The following is a 15,691-nucleotide window of genomic DNA, read 5'->3' as shown; positions in this document are numbered from 1 at the left end:
CCGGCACACAGAGCACGTCGGCGCCCGGCGCGCGCGCACCTGAGGAGGCGGACATGGAACAGACCGGACAGACCGAGCAGCCCGTCATATCCCTGCGCGGGGCGACCGCGTCGCTCGGCGCGCGGCCCGTCCTGCGCGGGGTCGACCTGGAGGTCCGGCGCGGCGAGGTCGTCGCGCTGCTCGGCGCCAACGGCTCCGGGAAGTCCACGGCGGTCCGGGCGATCGTCGGCCAGGTCCCGCTGACCGGCGGCGAGCTGGAGCTGTTCGGCACGCCGAAGCGCCGCTTCCGCGACTGGGCACGGATCGGGTACGTACCGCAGCGCACCACCGCCGCGGCCGGCGTCCCGGCGACCGTGCGCGAGGTGGTCTCCGCCGGGCGGCTGGCGCGGACGAAGCTCGGGTTCAGCCGCCGCGCCGACCGCGACGCCGTCGTGAAGGCGCTGGAGCTGGTCGGCATGGCGGACCGGCTCAAGGACTCGGTGAACGCCCTCTCCGGCGGCCAGCACCAGCGGGTGCTGATCGCCCGCGCGCTCGCCGTCGAACCCGAACTGCTGATCATGGACGAGCCGATGGCCGGCGTGGACCTCGCCAGCCAGGAGGTGCTGGCCAACGCCCTGCGCGAGGAGGTCGCCCGCGGCACCACCGTCCTCCTCGTCCTGCACGAACTCGGGCCGCTGGAGCCCCTCATCGACCGGGCGATCGTCCTCCGCGACGGCTGCGTCGTCCACGACGGGCCGCCGCCCGAGGCCGTGGGCCAGCACGCGCTCCCCGGCCACGACCACGTACACCCGCACGCCGGCCCGGCGGCGGAACCGACTCGGACAGGTTTGCTGAGCTGATGGAGATCCTCGACGCCGCGTTCATGCAGCGCGCACTGCTCGCCGCGCTCCTCGTGGGCATCACCGCCCCCGCGATCGGCATCTACCTCGTCCAGCGCCACCAGGCGCTGATGGGCGACGGCATCGGCCACGTCGCCCTCACCGGCGTGGGCCTGGGCTTCCTGCTCCACGCCAGCCCGGTGTGGGTGGCCGCGACGGTGTGCGTCGTCGGCGCCGTCGTGATGGAGCTGATCCGCTCCTACGGCAAGGCCCGCGGCGACATCGCCCTCGCCATGCTGTTCTACGGCGGCATGGCCGGCGGCGTGATGCTGATCAACCTCTCGGACAACGGCTCCAACGCCAACCTGGTCACCTACCTCTTCGGTTCGCTGACCACGGTCTCGCGGCAGGACATCGTCGCGATCTGCATCCTGGCCGCCTTTGTGATCCTCGCCACACTGGGCCTGCGGCGGCAGCTTTTCGCCATCTGCCAGGACGAGGAGTTCGCCCGCGTCACCGGCCTCCCGGTGCGCCTGCTCAACCTGCTGGTCGCCGTCACGGCCGCGCTGACGGTCACGGTCGCCATGCGGGTGGTCGGGCTGCTGCTGGTCAGCGCCCTGATGGTGATCCCGGTGGCCGCGTCCCAGCAGATCGCCCGCAGCTTCGCGACCACGCTGGCGCTGTCCGTGGGCATCGGGGTGCTGGTGACCCTCTCCGGCACCACGACCTCGTACTACGTGGACGTCCCGCCGGGCGCCACCATCGTGCTGATGACGATCGGCGTCTTCATCGTCCTCACGGCGATCGCCGCGCCACTGGCCGGATCCCGCGCCCGGAAGAAGGCGCTCGACGAGGAGCGGTGCACGCTGACGGAGCCCGGCGCTCCGGGCGCACCGGGCACCCCGGACGACGTACGCGTCTGAGGGCTCCCGGCGCCCCCAAGACCCCGTGCGACGGCGGTCACATCGGCGATCACAACTGCTGCGGCGACAGCGGGGTGCAGGTTAGGCTAACCAAACCTGTACTCCGCAGGACGTCCGGAACGCATGGATCATGGCAAACGACCGGTACGCGGGGCCTGGCACAATTGGCCCGCACGCCGCCGAAATCCGTGCGTGGGTGTGTCAGCCGAGCTTGAGGAGGCAACTGTGGCGACCGCCGGTCCCCCGGTACGCGGCCGAGCCACCAAGCAGCGCGCCGCCGTCGCGGCGGCGCTCGACGAGGTGGACGAGTTCCGCAGCGCTCAGGAACTCCACGACATGCTCAGGCACCGCGGCGCGTCCGTGGGACTGACCACGGTCTACCGCACCCTCCAGTCCCTCGCCGACGCCGGCGAGGTGGACGTCCTGCGCACCAGCGAGGGCGAGGCGGTCTACCGCCGCTGCTCCAGCGGACACCACCACCACCTGGTCTGCCGGATGTGCGGCAAGGCGGTCGAGGTCGAGGGACCGGCCGTGGAGACGTGGGCGGACACCATCGCCGCCGAACACGGCTTCGTGGACGTCGCCCACACGGTGGAGGTCTTCGGCACCTGCGGGGACTGCGCCCGCGCCGCCGGCGCCTGACATACGACGAACGCCCGGCCGGGAAGGCCGGGCGTTCCGTTTGCCCGCCGCCCCGTTCAGGCCGACGCGCCGTCCTCCTCGACGGCGTTGGGGATCGCCCCGCCGAACCGCCGGTCCCGCTGCGCGTACTCCAGGCAGGCGCGCCACAGATCGCGGCGGTCGAAGTCCGGCCAGAGCACGTCCTGGAACACCATCTCCGCGTAGGCGCTCTGCCAGAGCAGGTAGTTGGACGTGCGCTGCTCCCCGGACGGGCGCAGGAACAGGTCCACGTCCGGCATGTCCGGGTAGTAGAGGTACTTCGCGAAGGTCTTCTCGCTGACCTTCGACGGATCGAGCCGGCCGGCCCGGACGTCCTCGGCCAGCGCCTGGGCGGCGTCCGCGATCTCGGCACGCCCGCCGTAGTTCATGCAGAAGTACAGCGTGAGCAGGTCGTTGTCCTTGGTCTGCTCCTGCGCGATCTGGAGCTCCTTGGCCACCGAACGCCACAGCTTGGGCATCCGGCCCACCCAGCGCACCCGGATGCCGAGCGCGTCGAGCTGGTCCCGGGTCTTGCGGATGAAGTCCCGGTTGAAGTTCATCAGGAAGCGCACCTCGTCCGGGGAGCGCCGCCAGTTCTCGGTGGAGAAGGCGTACAGGGAGATGCTCCCGACGCCCATCTCGATCGCGCCCTGAAGGACGTCCAGCACCCGCTCGGCGCCGACCTTGTGCCCCTCGGTGCGCGGCAGCCCGCGCTCCTTGGCCCAGCGGCCGTTGCCGTCCATGACGATCGCGACGTGCTCGGGAACGAGCTCACCGGGGATCTTCGGCGGCCGCGCGCCCGAGGGGTGCGGCTCGGGGGTGCGGTACTCGCGACGGGAACGGCCCAGAAGCCCGCGTCGTGCCATGGCTGCCACTACTCCTATGTACTTCTCTACTTCTCGACGTAGCGGAGCGAACGAAGCCCCCGCTCGAGGTGCCAGTGCAGATATGCGGCGACGAGGCCGCTGCCCTCCCGGACGTGCCGCGCCTCGCACGCGTCCGCCGTGGCCCAGTCCCCCGACAGCAGGGCGGCGAGGAGCCCGATCGCCTCCGAGGAGGGTACGACGCTTCCCGGCACCCGGCAGTCACCGCAGACCACGCCGCCGGCCGCCGTCGAGAAGAACCGGTTGGGGCCCGGCATCCCGCAGCGCGCGCACGCGTCGAAGCTCGGCGCGTACCCGTTGACGGCGAGCGAGCGCAGCAGGAACGCGTCGAGGATCAGATGCGGCGCGTGCTCCCCGGCCGCGAGCGTCCGCAGCCCCCCGACGAGCAGCAGGTACTGCTGGACGGCCGGCTCACCCTCGTGGTCCGTGAACCGCTCGGCCGTCTCCAGCATGGCCGTCCCGGCGGTGTACCGGGCGTAGTCCATGACGATCGGCCCGCCGTACGCCGCGATCGTCTCGCTCTGCGTGCACAGCGGCAGGCTCCGCCCCACCAGCTCGCCGCCGCGGGCGAAGAACTGCACGTCGACGTGCGAGAACGGTTCGAGGCGGGCCCCGAACTTGGACTTCGTCCGGCGCACGCCGCGAGCTACGGCGCGGACGCGGCCGTGGGCGCGGGTGAGGAGGGTGATGATGCGGTCGGCTTCGCCGAGTTTCTGGGTTCTGAGGACGATGCCGTCGTCACGGAACAGGGTCATCGCCCGCCGCCGAGCCTTTGCGCGCGGAGCACGGTGACTGCGTCGCGGGAGAGGGTCATGGGGCCATTGTCCCGCACGCGCGGGACGCTTGCGGCAGGGGCTGCGGCCCCGCACCCCCGAAACCGCGCTCCGCGCGGATGTCCTCAAACGCCGGACGGGCTGACTGGTCAGCCCGTCCGGCGTTTGAGGACAAGGGGGTCTGGGGCGTCAGCCCCAGGAAACGGCGAATGGGGGTGCCCCCTCTGGGGGAGGGACCGGGGCAAACCCCCCGCCGTCTACGACGGCGTCCGCGCCGCCGCCAGCAACCGGTCCGTATCCTCCGGACAGATCATCAACGCCCGCCCCACCGTCGCCAGCACCTCCCGCTCAGCCGGCCGGTAAGGCCCGTCCGCGAGCGCGATCCGGGCCCCCTGCAGCAGGATCGACTCCCGCCCGGCGGGAGCGAGGTGCGGAGCCAGCGGCTCCAGCGCCTCGTGCAGCTCGATGGCGAGTGCGGTGCCGCACGGGTCGAACCCGTCCCGCCCCGACACGGCGGGGCCCGCGGGGAATCTGCCGGGGCCGGGCAGCCGCCCGGTATCGGCGGCCAGCGCCTCGATCAGCGTGACGAGCTGCTCCTCGCTGCAGTCGGCGAAGCCGGCCGCCCGCACCGCGCCCACCGCCGCCCGGCGGACGGTACGCGCCTCCGTGCCGCCCGCCGCGAGCACCGCGAGCGCGACCGTGTGCACGGCGTCCCGCAGCATCGCGGAGAACCGGGTGGTCGTGGGGTGGTCGAGGACGTCCATCGGGTACCGCTCGTGGCACGCCGTGCACTCGACGACCGGCCCCACCGGCCCGCGTGGCAGCATCGGCAGCCCCAGGACGACGAGGCGGCGGCGGCCGGTGCGCCGGTGGTAGTTGCGGTCGCCGCCGCAGCCGGGGCAGAAGAACTCGCCGTCGCCGATGGTGCGCCATACGGTGCGTACGCCCAGCACACACCGGTCGGGGCTCGGTCGGCCTTGCGCGTGCTTCACGGCGCACACCTCCTAACGCCACGGCCTCGTCGCCGCGTTGACGTGATGTTAGCCACATCGTCGACGTGCCGTCAGCACCCCGTGCGCAGACTCGGGCCGCTCGGGGGAGCCCCGGTACCGGACGCGCCCCCGAGCGCACCGGATGCGGTGGTTTCGGAGGCGCGCCGTTGACGATCGGGACGGCGCGCCCGTCATCCGGGCGCGCCAACTCCCGCCTGCGTCAGGGCCGGTACGCGCGGTTCACCGCGGACACGACCGCCTTGATGGAGGCACGGGTGGTGTTGGGGTCGATGCCGATGCCCCACAGCACCTTGCCGTCGATCACGCACTCGATGTACGAGGCGGCCTGGGCGCTGGCGCCCTCGCTCATGGTGTGCTCGGTGTAGTCGAGCAGGCGGGCGTCGATGCCGGTGGCGGCGAGCGCGTCGAAGAAGGCGGAGATCGGGCCGTTGCCCGTACCGGTCAGGACCGTCTCCTCGCCGTCCACGACGGCCTCGACGGTGAGGACGTCGGCGCCTTCCCCGGCCGTGGTGGTCTGGGCGGCGCGCAGTTCGACGCGCCCCCAGGGGTTCTCGTCGGTGGGCAGGTACTCGTCGCGGAAGACGGACCAGATCTCCTGCGGGGTGACCTCGCCGCCGCCCGCGTCGGTCCGGGCCTGGATGATCTTCGAGAACTCGATCTGCATCCGGCGCGGCAGGTCCAGCTTGTGGTCGTTCTTCAGGACGTAGGCGATCCCGCCCTTGCCGGACTGCGAGTTGACGCGGATGACGGCCTCGTACGACCGTCCGACGTCCTTGGGGTCGATGGGCAGGTATGGGACCGCCCACTCGATCTCGTCCACGCTCCGGCCCTCGGCGGCGGCGGTGGCCTCCATCGCCTCGAAGCCCTTCTTGATGGCGTCCTGGTGGGAGCCGGAGAAGGCGGTGTAGACCAGGTCGCCCGCGTAGGGGTGGCGCGGGTGGACCTCCATCTGGTTGCAGTACTCGGCGGTGCGGCGGATGTCGTCGATCCGGGAGAAGTCGATCTCGGGGTCGACGCCCTGGGAGAACAGGTTCATGCCCAGCGTGACCAGGTCGACGTTGCCCGTCCGCTCGCCCTGGCCGAACAGGCAGCCCTCGACGCGGTCGGCGCCGGCCATCACGGCGAGCTCGGCGGCGGCGACGGCGGTGCCGCGGTCGTTGTGCGGGTGGGCGGAGAGGCAGACGAACTCACGGCGGGACAGGTGGCGTCCCATCCACTCGAAGCGGTCGGCGTGGGTGGAGGGGGTCGAACGCTCCACCGTGGCGGGCAGGTTGAGGATGATCTCCCGGCCCTCCTCCGGCTGCCAGACGTCCATGACGCCCTCGCAGACCTCCAGGGCGAAGTCCAGCTCGGTGTCGGTGAAGATCTCCGGGCTGTACTGGTAGCCGAACACGGTCTCGTCGCCGAGGATCTTGTCGGCGTACTCCATGACCAGCCGCGTCCCGTCCACCGCGATCTGCTTCACCTGCTCGCGCGAGCCGCGGAAGACGACGCGGCGGAAGACCGGCGCGGTGGCGTTGTAGAGGTGCACGGTGGCCCGGTGGGCACCGCGCAGCGACTCCACGGTCCGTTCGATCAGTTCCTCGCGGGCCTGGGTGAGGACGGAGATCGTCACGTCCTCGGGGATCGCGCCCTCCTCGATGATCGAGCGGACGAACGCGAAGTCGGTGGCGCCGGAGGACGGGAAGCCGACCTCGATCTCCTTGTAGCCCATGCGGACCAGGAGATCGAACATCTCCCGCTTGCGGGCCGGCGACATGGGGTCGATCAGGGCCTGGTTGCCGTCGCGCAGGTCGGTGGAGAGCCAGCGCGGGGCCTTGGTGATCCGGCGGTCCGGCCAGGTGCGGTCGGGCAGGTCCACGGCCTCGTACCGGCCGTACTTGTGCACCGGCATCCCGGACGGGCGCTGGGTGAGGGTGGCGGCGGTGAGGGGGGTGGGACGGCCCACGGAATCAGGGGCGGCGTCACGGGGGGCGTCAGGGGCGGAATCGGAGGCGGAATCGGGGATCCGGATCGTCCGGGACATCTGCGCAGGTCTCCTCGGGTGCTCCACGTGGGTCCCGGGCTCCGTCACGGCGGAGCCGGGGGGGCCGACGGGGCGAGCGGTGTTCCCAGGGGTACCCGAGGGCTCCCGGGCCGGGCACCGCATCACCGGTCTCCGCGGGGAGGGGGTCGGCCGACGACTACGGACCCTCACCGCGGCAGCTAAGGAGAAGCAGCCCATAACGCATGATGCACGGCACGGTAGCCGAGACCGGCGGGGATGCGACGAGCCGTATCAGCATGCGGGACGCGCGGTCACCTAGCAGCTGCGACCGGCCCTGGCCTGCCCGAAGGCCGCGAAGCACTCTTTTTCATTAATCATGACCTCAGGGAGTGACAAGACGGTGACGCGGTGCCACATTCGGGCCATGAATGGCGACCCCACCGGGACGGCATGCCGCCCCTTCTGCACGATCATTCCTCCCCACGTGCTCGACCGGCTCGCCGAGTCCGAGGACCCGCTGCACCACGAACCCGCCCGCCGCACCCTCGAACACGACGGCGCCCTGCGCACCCGCCGCCGGGTCGTGACCGCCCGCGGCACCGCCGCCCCCACCGGCACCCCGTCCGACACCGCGGAACGCACCCTCTGCGACGCCCACCACACGACGAACCTGCCCGGCACCAAGGTCCGGGGCGAAGGCGGCCCGCCCACCAAGGACGCCACCGTCAACCGCGCCTACGCGGGCCTCGGCGCCACCTTCGACTTCTACCTCAAGGTCTTCGGACGCCACTCCATCGACGACGCCGGGCTGCCGCTGAACGCCTCCGTCCACTACGGCGTGAAGTACGACAACGCCTTCTGGGACGGTGACCAGATGGTCTTCGGCGACGGTGACGGCACGATGTTCCTGGACTTCACCATCCCGCTCGACGTCATCGGCCACGAGCTCACCCACGGCGTCACCCAGTACACCGCCAACCTGGAGTACTACGGGCAGTCCGGCGCGCTCAACGAGTCGATCTCGGACGTCTTCGGCGTGTTGATCAAGCAGTACGCCCTGGGGCAGACCGCGGCCGACGCGGACTGGCTGATCGGCGAAGGGCTCCTCGGCCCGGGCCTCGACGGCGCGCTGCGCTCTATGAAGGCACCCGGCACGGCCTATGACAACCCGGCGATGGGCAAGGACCCCCAGCCCGGCAGCATGGACGACTACGTCCGCACCCCGCGTGACAACGGCGGCGTCCACATCAACTCCGGTATCCCCAACCGGGCCTTCTACCTGCTGGCCACGGCCCTCGGCGGCCACGCGTGGGAGCGCGCCGGCAAGGTCTGGTACGCCACGCTGACCGGTGGCGAGCTCAGTCCCACCGTGGACTTCGCCGGTTTCGCCCGGCAGACCCTGGCGTCCGCCCAGCAGCTGTACGGGGACGGCGAGGTGACGCAGGCGGTCCTCAAGGCGTGGTCCCAGGTGGGCGTCCCCACCTCGTAAGGCGGCCCCCGGCGGGCCACAATGACGCCATGCGGATCGTCATCACACGAACCGGCGGCTTCGCCGGGATCGAGCGCCGGGCCGAACTGGACACCACAGGCCGGCCCGACGCCACCCACCTGGAAGCCCTCGCCCACCGCGCCCTGTCCCCCGGCCGCGACGCCCCCGCCCGCGGCGTCCCCGACGGTTTCCACTACGAGATCACGGTCGACAGCCGCAAGGTCCACCTGGCGGACCCCCATCTCACGGAGGACCAGCGGGAACTGATCCGGACGGTGCTGCGGGAAGGGGCGTGAAACGGACGCGCCGGGCAGGGTTCACAGACCGTTAACCTGTTCGAGCACGATGGCTCGAAACAGGGGGAACAGTCATGGGATGGCCTGATCTCGGCGTGAAGGACGCCAGACCGAGGAGCGTCGCCGCCGAATTCCACACCGCCAGCTCCGAGGGGAAGGGCACCGCGAAGCTCGACGACCCCGTGGCCGCGGCGAAGGCGCACGGCGGCTGGACGGCGTCCGCGGCGAGCGACGACTGCGTCGCCGAGTGGAGCAAGCACCTCCACGAACTCGGCAAGTCGGCCCGCGCCGCGGCGGGCTCCATCACCAAGGCCATGGACGAGTACGCCGGCACGGACCGCTCCATCGAGGCCGGGCTGCGCCAGGGCGCCGCCGCTCTGGAAGGTGCCTGATGGTAACGGTGCCCGACCTCCGTGACGCCAAGCCCGACCTCTGGCGCAAGGCCGCCGACGACGTGCTCCGCGCGGCCAAGCACTGCGAGGAGATCGGCGGCCTGGCCCGGGACCGCGTCGCGTCCACCCTCCGGCAGTGCTGGATCGGCGACGGCGGTGAGGCCGCCCGCAAGACGTTCGTCCAGCACGCCGGCGACTACGAGGCCGCGGCCCTGTCCCTGCGCGCCCTCACCACGGCGTACGACGACCTCGCCGAGGCCATCGAGAACGCCCAGCGCGACCTCACGAGCGCCCTCGACTACGCCCGCGCCAACGACCTGCACGTCGACGAGAGCGGCCGGGTGCAGCTCGCCCACGCCGTCGCGACGGCTCCCGGCGACACCACCTACACCGACCGCATCAGCCACGCCCAGGGCATCATCAACGACGCCCTCACCAAGGCCACCACGGCGGACACCAAGGCCGCCGAGGCGATCCGGGCCGTCAAGGGACTGACCGAGGTCAAGGACCCGGCGATGGTGAAAGAGGCGCTCGTCCCCGGCAGCCCGCTCAACGTCGCACTGCGCCTGGCCAACGGGCCCGGCGGCCTGCACCCGGTGAACGTCGGCGCGGCACAGCTCGCCGCGGTGGACCGGGCGGCCCGCGAGACGGGCATGAGCAAGACCCTGCTGCTGGCCATCCTGTGGCAGGAGCAGCAGTGGTACCAGAACGTCGACAAGGACCCCGGCAGTCCGCTGGGGCGGTTCGGACGGTTCTTCGACTGGTCGCTGGAGGAGACGCTCAAGCCGGACAAGTCGCTCGGCATCACGCACATGAAGCTGAAGACCGCGCGATCGGTGCTGGAGAAGCACGACGAGTCGTTCATCGTCGGCGGCCGGCATCTGCGCGACCTGAGCGACGCCCAGCTGACCAAGTACATCGAGGAGAACCCGAACGAGGACATCCGGCTGAGCGCGTACCTCCTCAAGGACCTCAAGGAGAACCCCTACGGAGCCCGCACCGACAAGCACCTGTTCCTGCTCTACGCGGCCGACACCCCGCAGGTCCGCGAGGCGAACGAGCGGTACGGCGACGACACGGACAGCCGTGGCGGCGCGATCCGCCACCGCGCCTCGAACTGGGACAAGCTCCAGCCGCACCTGACCGACGCACAGCGCTGGGAGTCGTTCACGGACGAGCAACGGGCGCAGGCGCTCAGGCAGTTGGAGAGCCAGACCCCCAAGGGCCATCACGTCGACCTGCACCCGATCTTCGACACCGACGGGGTGACCACGGGCACCGGATCGGGCGCGCCCAAGCCCGGAACACCTTCGCCCGAACCCGGCCCCGCCCCGACCCCGCCGAAGTGACAGCAGCTGTGAACAGGCTCGTCCGCGCCCTGACGGCCGTCGCGACCACCGTCGTTCTCACCTCGTGCGGGGCGGGGAAGGACGACGGCGGTCCGCCGCCGCTGGTCCCCATGCCCGCGAACGTGCCCACCAAGCCCGAGTACAAGGACTCCGACGATGTCGTCCGGGCGCTCGGCGCGACCGGCCTCCCCTGCACGATCCTCCGGCGCGCGAAGACCGACCCACGTTTCGGCACGTCACTGGATTGCAGGGCCAAGATCAACGGCACGGCGGTCGAGAACGAAATCCACGTCTCGAACCCCGACACCTACGAGCGCGACCGCATCGGCGACTCCATCGCCTCCCGCCGCAAAGCGCCCTACAGCCACACCCTCGTCGCCGCCGGCAACTGGTACGTCCGCGTCATGGAGCCCCGCTACGCTCCGCGGATCGCCCAGGCCCTGCACGGCGTCGTCCTGCGCCCGGAGGGCGGCAAGATCCCCGACTACCCGCTGCCGAGCATCCCGGCCGAGCCGCGCTACAAGAACGTGGGCGCCCTGGCGGACGCCCTCGACGCGGCCGTCGGCTGCGCGGACCGGAAGTCCCAGGGGTCGGCAGTGATCGACTGCACCACCGGCAAGCAGTCCGGCGCCCCGAACTGCGCGACCCTGGCGCTGCACGCCACCCCCGCCGACCGGGACCGCACGCTGCGCGAGGCCATCGCGTACAAGGGCGTCCCGGCGACCCTGGTGGCCGCCGGGAACTGGACCGTCAACCTCTGCGACGACGGGCTGGGCGAGCGCGTCGCGCGGGCGCTGCACGGCCGGGTCGTGCGCTACGACGGGGGCTGAGGCCCCCGGCCGGCACCGGCCTGGCTCGTCCCGCCCGGCAGTCTAGAAGCCCAGCTTCCGCAGCTGCTTCGGGTCACGCTGCCAGTCCTTGGCGACCTTGACGTGGAGATCGAGGTAGACGGGCGTGCCGAGCAGGGCCTCGATGTGCTGGCGGGACTTCATGCCGACCTGCTTCAGGCGGGCGCCCTTGGGGCCGATGATGATGCCCTTCTGGCTGGGGCGCTCGATGTAGACGTTGGCGTGGATGTCGAGCAGCGGCTTGTCGGCCGGCCGGTCCTCGCGGGGGATCATCTCCTCGACGACGACGGCGATGGAGTGCGGCAGCTCGTCGCGGACGCCCTCCAGGGCGGCCTCGCGGATCAGCTCGGCGACCATGATCTGCTCGGGCTCGTCGGTGAGGTCGCCCTCGGGGTAGAGCGGCGGGCTCTCGGGGAGCATCGGGACCAGCAGGTCGGCGAGGAGCGAGACCTGCTGGTCGCCCACCGCCGAGACCGGGACGATCTCCGCCCACTCGATGCCCAGCTCCTCGCCCAGCCGCTGGATGGCGATCAGCTGCTCGGCCAGCGCCTTGGAGTCGACGAGGTCGGTCTTGGTGACGATGGCCACCTTGGGCGTCTTCTTGATCCCGGCCAGCTCACCCGCGATGAAGCGGTCACCGGGACCGAGCTTCTGGTCGGCCGGCAGGCAGAAGCCGATCACGTCGACCTCGGCCCAGGTGGTCCGGACGACGTCGTTCAGCCGCTCGCCGAGCAGGGTGCGCGGCTTGTGCAGACCCGGGGTGTCGACCAGCACCAGCTGGGCGTCGGGCCGGTGCACGATGCCGCGCACGGTGTGGCGGGTGGTCTGCGGCCGGTTGGAGGTGATGGCGACCTTCGTCCCCACCAGAGCGTTGGTCAGGGTCGACTTGCCCGCGTTGGGGCGGCCGACGAAGCACGCGAAACCCGCGCGGTGGGGCGCCTGGGAGGGGGATGAAGCTCTGTCCATGGGGTTCATTCTCCCCGATCGCCCGGCGTTCGCCGACCAGCGGGCGCGTGAGGCCGGTGGGCGGGCGCGCGAAGCCGGTCGGCAGGGGCGCGAAGCCGGTCAGCGGGCGCGCGGAGCCGGTCGGCAGGGGCGCGAAGCCGGTCAGCGGGCGCGCGGAGCCGGTCGGCAGGGGCGCGAAGCCGGTCGGCGGGCGCGTGAAGCCGGCCGGCTCCCCGCCGGGAGCCCGTCAGCCCGCCGTCACGACCGCCGACGGGACGCCGTCCGGGCCCGCGAGCAGCACCGGGGTGTCCGGGCCGCCCAGGTCGCGGACGGCCGCGCGGTCGGCGTCCGGGACCGCCGCCGCCTCGGAGACGACCGCCGCCGCCTCCAGCGAGCGGGCCCCACTGGCGACGGCCATGGCCACGGCGGTGGCCAGGGCGCTGAGCCGCAGCGAGTCGAGGGCGACGGTGCCGGCCACGTACGTACGGCCGGTCTCGTCCCGTACCGCCGCGCCCTCCGGCACGGCGTTGCGGGCGCGGGTGGCCCGGGCGAGGGTGATGAGCTTGCGGTCCTCGGGGTCGAGCTCGGTGATCTCCGTCATGGCCCGAGGATAGTGAAGCGGCCGGGCGCGCCCGCCACCGGTCGGGCCGCCGATCGGACCTCCGGTCGGGCCACCCGTCAGCTCGCCGCCGAGACGGAGCGCAGGCCGCCCCGCCGCGCCTCCGGCGAGTTCAGCCAGGCCACCCGCTCGGCGGTGTTCGTGCCCGGCACCGGGTTGTGCATCACGATGGTGAGGTCCGGCCGGGCCGGCACCTGGAGCGCGGTGTTCTCGAAGGACAGCGTGCCGACGACCGGGTGCTCGTACTCCTTGACGAGCTGCCCGGCGGGCTGCACGTCGTTGCGCGCCCACAGTTCCGCGAACTCCGGGCTCTCCGCCGACAGTTCCTCGATGATCAGCGCGAACCCCTCGTCATCCGGGCGCTGCGCGCAGGCGGCGCGGTACTGGGCGACGACGTGCCCGGCGTTCCGCTCCCAGTTCGCCGCGCGTGAGCGGTAGACGGGGTCCGTGAAGAAGGAGATCAGGCAGTTCTGCCGGATTTCGGGGCGGAAGCCCATGACGACGGCGGCCGACTCGTTGTAGGCGACCGTGTTCCAGTAGGGGTCCATGATGTGCGCGGGGTTGGGCAGCCAGCCTTCGATCAGCCGCATCAGGCCGTCGCACAGGTGATCCGGGTCGTCGACGACGGAGTCGGGCAGCGGCGGGTTCAGCCCGGCGAGGACGTACAGGTGGCGGCGCTCGCTCCCGGTCAGCCGGAGGACCCGGGCCACCGCGTCGAGCACCTGCGGGGAGACGGTGATGTCCCGCCCCTGCTCCAGCCACTGGTACCAGGAGGCGCCCACACCCGCGAGGACGGCGACCTCCTCGCGGCGCAGCCCCGGCGTGCGGCGGCGTCCGCCGCCGTCCGGCAGACCGGCCTCCGCCGGGCTCACCCGGGCCCGCCGGCTCATCAGGAAGTCGCGCAGTTCCGGGCGGCGGTTCGCCCCGGCGGCGTGCGTGCGTGTCGTCACGGTCCCCCCTCGTCCGCGTGTCGTACGCGTCTCGTCGCATCCTCGTGTGTCTGGTGGTGCGGCCACCACCATAAGTACCGACTCCCCGGCCTTATTCCGGGAGCCCGAGGGTGGACGCATGCCGCTCGAAACGTCCCCTTCCCCACCCGCCACGTCCGCCCCCGCCGCCGCTTCCCGCCCGGAACCGGCGGGCGCGTCCCGGATGACCACCCGCGCGAAGCTCGTCCTGCTGGTGCTGTGCGCCGCGCAGTTCATGGTCGCGCTCGACTTCTCCATCCTGAACGTGGCGCTGCCCGTCCTCGGCGACGACCTCGGCATGAGCCGGGCGAACCTCCAGTGGGCCGTCACCGCGTTCGCCCTGCCCTCCGGCGGCTTCCTGCTCCTCTTCGGCCGGATCGCCGACCTCTACGGCCGGCGCCGCCTCTTCCTCGCCGGACTGACCCTGTTCACCGCCGCCTCCGTCCTCGCCACCTTCGCCTGGGACCCCGCCTCCTTCCTCGCCGGACGGGCCCTCCAGGGCCTCGGCGCGGCGGTCATCGTCCCGACGGGCATGTCCCTGCTGACCACCACCTTCCGCGAGGGCCCGCAGCGCGAACGCGCCCTCGGCATCAGCAGCACCCTCATGTCCCTGGGCTTCACCATCGGCATGGTGCTCGGCGGCGTCATGACGGACGGCCTCGGCTGGCGCTCCACCATGGGCCTGCTCGGCGTCGCCGGCCTCGCCGTGCTGCTGCTCGCCCCCGGCCTGCTCACCGAGTCCCTCCCCCATAGCCTCAACGGCATGGGAGGTACCCCCATCCCGGACCGCCCCCGGCTCGACCTGCCCGGCGCGGCGACCGTCACCGGCGGACTGCTCGCCCTGATCTACGCCCTGTCCACCGCCGCCGAGGGCGGATTCGGCCGTACGGACGTCATCGCCGCCCTCGTCGCCGGAGTCGTCCTGCTCGCCGCGTTCGCCGTCATCGAGTCCCGGACCGCCGAACCGCTGGTGAACCTGTCCATGCTGCGCCGCCCGACGGTCGCCTTCGGCAACCTCGCCGGCCTGACGACGTTCGCGACGATGACCGCGGCCATCTTCCTCCTCACCCTCTACCTCCAGGACGTCCTGCACCTCTCGGCGTTCCGCACCGGCCTGATCTTCGGCGTCCAGGGCGTGGTCGCGGTGCTCGCCGGCACGGTGGCGTCCAAGGTGATCGCCCGCTTCGGCACCCGCACCACCCTCTTCGCCGGCCTGCTCGGCCAGGCGGCCTGCACCGCGCTGCTCCTCGGCATCGGCCGCTCGTCGGGCGCCTGGCTGACGCTCCTGGCCATCTCCCTCGGCGTCATCGGCCACCTGTGGGCGATCGTCGCCTACGGCGTCACCGCCACCTCCGGCCTCCCGGACGGCGAACAGGGCCTGGCCACCGGCCTGGTGACCAGCTCCCAGCAGATCGGCATCACCATCGGCATCCCCCTCCTCAGCGCCCTCGCCTCGGCATACACCGCCACCCTGCGGACGGACGGCGAGGACGCCGTCGGGGCCACACTGGGCGGGATCAGGCTGGGCCTCGGGGCCGACGCGGCGGTCGTGGCGGCGGTGGCGGTCCTGGTCGCGGTGGGGCTGCGGAGGCGGGGCGCGCAGGGTCAGCCCTGACGGGCGGGCTGTTCAGCCCGTCCGGCGGTTGAGGACGAGCGGCGAAGCCGCGACAAGCGGGGTCCGGGGCGCAGCCCCAGGAAACGGCGAATGGGGGTGCCCCCTCTGGGGG

16 protein-coding genes and 1 pseudogene are annotated in these 15,691 nt (G+C 72.1%); 9 read left to right on the top strand and 8 right to left on the bottom strand.

The window, feature by feature from the left end:
• Nucleotides 1–53 precede the first annotated feature (53 nt).
• From K7I03_RS22375 to K7I03_RS22365, 3 genes are all read left to right on the top strand, one after another.
• Complete coding sequence (locus K7I03_RS22375; protein ID WP_185945334.1) at nucleotides 54–839, top strand: metal ABC transporter ATP-binding protein; 786 nt, start codon at nucleotides 54–56, stop codon at nucleotides 837–839.
• Entirely contained in the window at nucleotides 839–1,741 is a 903-nt protein-coding gene (locus K7I03_RS22370; RefSeq protein ID WP_185945335.1) for a metal ABC transporter permease, read from the top strand. Before K7I03_RS22375 ends, K7I03_RS22370 begins: the two co-directional genes overlap by 1 nt.
• A gap of 225 nt (nucleotides 1,742–1,966) precedes the next feature.
• Nucleotides 1,967–2,383, top strand: coding sequence for a Fur family transcriptional regulator (locus tag K7I03_RS22365; protein ID WP_185945336.1), 417 nt, complete (start codon nucleotides 1,967–1,969; stop codon nucleotides 2,381–2,383).
• A gap of 56 nt (nucleotides 2,384–2,439) precedes the next feature.
• Here K7I03_RS22365 and K7I03_RS22360 read toward each other — a convergent pair whose 3' ends face one another.
• The 4 genes from K7I03_RS22360 to leuA all read right to left on the bottom strand — a co-directional run bounded on the left by K7I03_RS22360 (nucleotide 2,440) and on the right by leuA (nucleotide 7,097).
• Nucleotides 2,440–3,267: an isoprenyl transferase gene (locus K7I03_RS22360; RefSeq protein WP_185945337.1), complete on the bottom strand. Its 828-nt coding sequence runs from the start codon at nucleotides 3,265–3,267 to the stop codon at nucleotides 2,440–2,442.
• Between the two features lie 26 nt (nucleotides 3,268–3,293).
• Nucleotides 3,294–4,040, bottom strand: coding sequence for a DNA repair protein RecO (gene recO / locus K7I03_RS22355; RefSeq protein WP_185945338.1), 747 nt, complete (start codon nucleotides 4,038–4,040; stop codon nucleotides 3,294–3,296).
• 275 nt (nucleotides 4,041–4,315) lie between these two features.
• Complete coding sequence (locus tag K7I03_RS22350; RefSeq protein WP_224347161.1) at nucleotides 4,316–5,050, bottom strand: tellurite resistance TerB family protein; 735 nt, start codon at nucleotides 5,048–5,050, stop codon at nucleotides 4,316–4,318.
• 220 nt (nucleotides 5,051–5,270) lie between these two features.
• Nucleotides 5,271–7,097, bottom strand: a complete 1,827-nt coding sequence (gene leuA, locus K7I03_RS22345) for a 2-isopropylmalate synthase (protein WP_224347160.1) — start codon at nucleotides 7,095–7,097, stop codon at nucleotides 5,271–5,273.
• Between the two features lie 385 nt (nucleotides 7,098–7,482).
• Here leuA and K7I03_RS22340 point away from each other — a divergent pair, with 385 nt between their 5' ends.
• From K7I03_RS22340 to K7I03_RS22320, 5 genes are all read left to right on the top strand, one after another.
• Entirely contained in the window at nucleotides 7,483–8,547 is a 1,065-nt protein-coding gene (locus K7I03_RS22340; RefSeq protein WP_185945339.1) for a M4 family metallopeptidase, read from the top strand.
• Nucleotides 8,548–8,576: 29 nt separating this feature from the next.
• Nucleotides 8,577–8,843 carry a protealysin inhibitor emfourin gene (locus K7I03_RS22335; protein ID WP_185945340.1) on the top strand — a complete coding sequence of 89 codons (267 nt, stop codon included), beginning with the start codon at nucleotides 8,577–8,579 and terminating at the stop codon, nucleotides 8,841–8,843.
• 74 nt (nucleotides 8,844–8,917) lie between these two features.
• Nucleotides 8,918–9,235, top strand: a complete 318-nt coding sequence (locus tag K7I03_RS22330) for a hypothetical protein (RefSeq protein WP_185945341.1) — start codon at nucleotides 8,918–8,920, stop codon at nucleotides 9,233–9,235.
• Nucleotides 9,235–10,584, top strand: a complete 1,350-nt coding sequence (locus tag K7I03_RS22325; protein WP_185945342.1) for a hypothetical protein — start codon at nucleotides 9,235–9,237, stop codon at nucleotides 10,582–10,584. The genes K7I03_RS22330 and K7I03_RS22325 overlap by 1 nt, the downstream gene beginning before the upstream one ends.
• Nucleotides 10,581–11,414 (top strand): hypothetical protein, encoded by an 834-nt coding sequence (locus K7I03_RS22320; protein WP_185945343.1) that lies wholly within the window; start codon nucleotides 10,581–10,583, stop codon nucleotides 11,412–11,414. The genes K7I03_RS22325 and K7I03_RS22320 overlap by 4 nt, the downstream gene beginning before the upstream one ends.
• A gap of 42 nt (nucleotides 11,415–11,456) precedes the next feature.
• Here K7I03_RS22320 and era read toward each other — a convergent pair whose 3' ends face one another.
• The 4 genes and pseudogenes from era to K7I03_RS22305 form a co-directional block, all read right to left on the bottom strand.
• A complete protein-coding gene (era, locus tag K7I03_RS22315; RefSeq protein WP_185945344.1) occupies nucleotides 11,457–12,398 on the bottom strand; it encodes a GTPase Era in 942 nt (313 codons plus the stop codon).
• Nucleotides 12,399–12,468: 70 nt separating this feature from the next.
• A pseudogene (locus K7I03_RS34380) lies at nucleotides 12,469–12,588 on the bottom strand (hypothetical protein); the annotation flags it as partial.
• 36 nt (nucleotides 12,589–12,624) lie between these two features.
• Nucleotides 12,625–12,978 (bottom strand): cytidine/deoxycytidylate deaminase family protein, encoded by a 354-nt coding sequence (locus K7I03_RS22310; protein ID WP_004954814.1) that lies wholly within the window; start codon nucleotides 12,976–12,978, stop codon nucleotides 12,625–12,627.
• A 77-nt stretch (nucleotides 12,979–13,055) separates the two neighbouring features.
• Nucleotides 13,056–13,946, bottom strand: a complete 891-nt coding sequence (locus K7I03_RS22305; RefSeq protein WP_185945345.1) for a helix-turn-helix transcriptional regulator — start codon at nucleotides 13,944–13,946, stop codon at nucleotides 13,056–13,058.
• 118 nt (nucleotides 13,947–14,064) lie between these two features.
• Here K7I03_RS22305 and K7I03_RS22300 point away from each other — a divergent pair, with 118 nt between their 5' ends.
• Nucleotides 14,065–15,579, top strand: coding sequence for an MFS transporter (locus K7I03_RS22300; protein WP_185945346.1), 1,515 nt, complete (start codon nucleotides 14,065–14,067; stop codon nucleotides 15,577–15,579).
• Nucleotides 15,580–15,691: the final 112 nt, after the last annotated feature.

Source organism: Streptomyces mobaraensis, from assembly GCF_020099395.1.
Taxonomy (GTDB): Bacteria; Actinomycetota; Actinomycetes; order Streptomycetales; family Streptomycetaceae; genus Streptomyces.
Note: the sequence above shows the minus strand (reverse complement) of the source record. Positions and strands in the feature narration are given on the sequence as shown.

Coding starts and splice junctions, on each gene's coding strand:
- K7I03_RS22330 (WP_185945341.1), top strand. CDS start 8,918: ATGGGATGGCCTGATCTCGGCGTGAAGGACGCCAGACCGAGGAGCGTC.
- K7I03_RS22360 (WP_185945337.1), bottom strand. CDS start 3,267: ATGGCACGACGCGGGCTTCTGGGCCGTTCCCGTCGCGAGTACCGCACC.
- K7I03_RS22310 (WP_004954814.1), bottom strand. CDS start 12,978: ATGACGGAGATCACCGAGCTCGACCCCGAGGACCGCAAGCTCATCACC.
- K7I03_RS22325 (WP_185945342.1), top strand. CDS start 9,235: ATGGTAACGGTGCCCGACCTCCGTGACGCCAAGCCCGACCTCTGGCGC.
- K7I03_RS22335 (WP_185945340.1), top strand. CDS start 8,577: ATGCGGATCGTCATCACACGAACCGGCGGCTTCGCCGGGATCGAGCGC.
- leuA (WP_224347160.1), bottom strand. CDS start 7,097: ATGTCCCGGACGATCCGGATCCCCGATTCCGCCTCCGATTCCGCCCCT.
- K7I03_RS22340 (WP_185945339.1), top strand. CDS start 7,483: ATGAATGGCGACCCCACCGGGACGGCATGCCGCCCCTTCTGCACGATC.
- K7I03_RS22375 (WP_185945334.1), top strand. CDS start 54: ATGGAACAGACCGGACAGACCGAGCAGCCCGTCATATCCCTGCGCGGG.
- K7I03_RS22300 (WP_185945346.1), top strand. CDS start 14,065: ATGCCGCTCGAAACGTCCCCTTCCCCACCCGCCACGTCCGCCCCCGCC.
- K7I03_RS22370 (WP_185945335.1), top strand. CDS start 839: ATGGAGATCCTCGACGCCGCGTTCATGCAGCGCGCACTGCTCGCCGCG.
- recO (WP_185945338.1), bottom strand. CDS start 4,040: ATGACCCTGTTCCGTGACGACGGCATCGTCCTCAGAACCCAGAAACTC.
- era (WP_185945344.1), bottom strand. CDS start 12,398: ATGGACAGAGCTTCATCCCCCTCCCAGGCGCCCCACCGCGCGGGTTTC.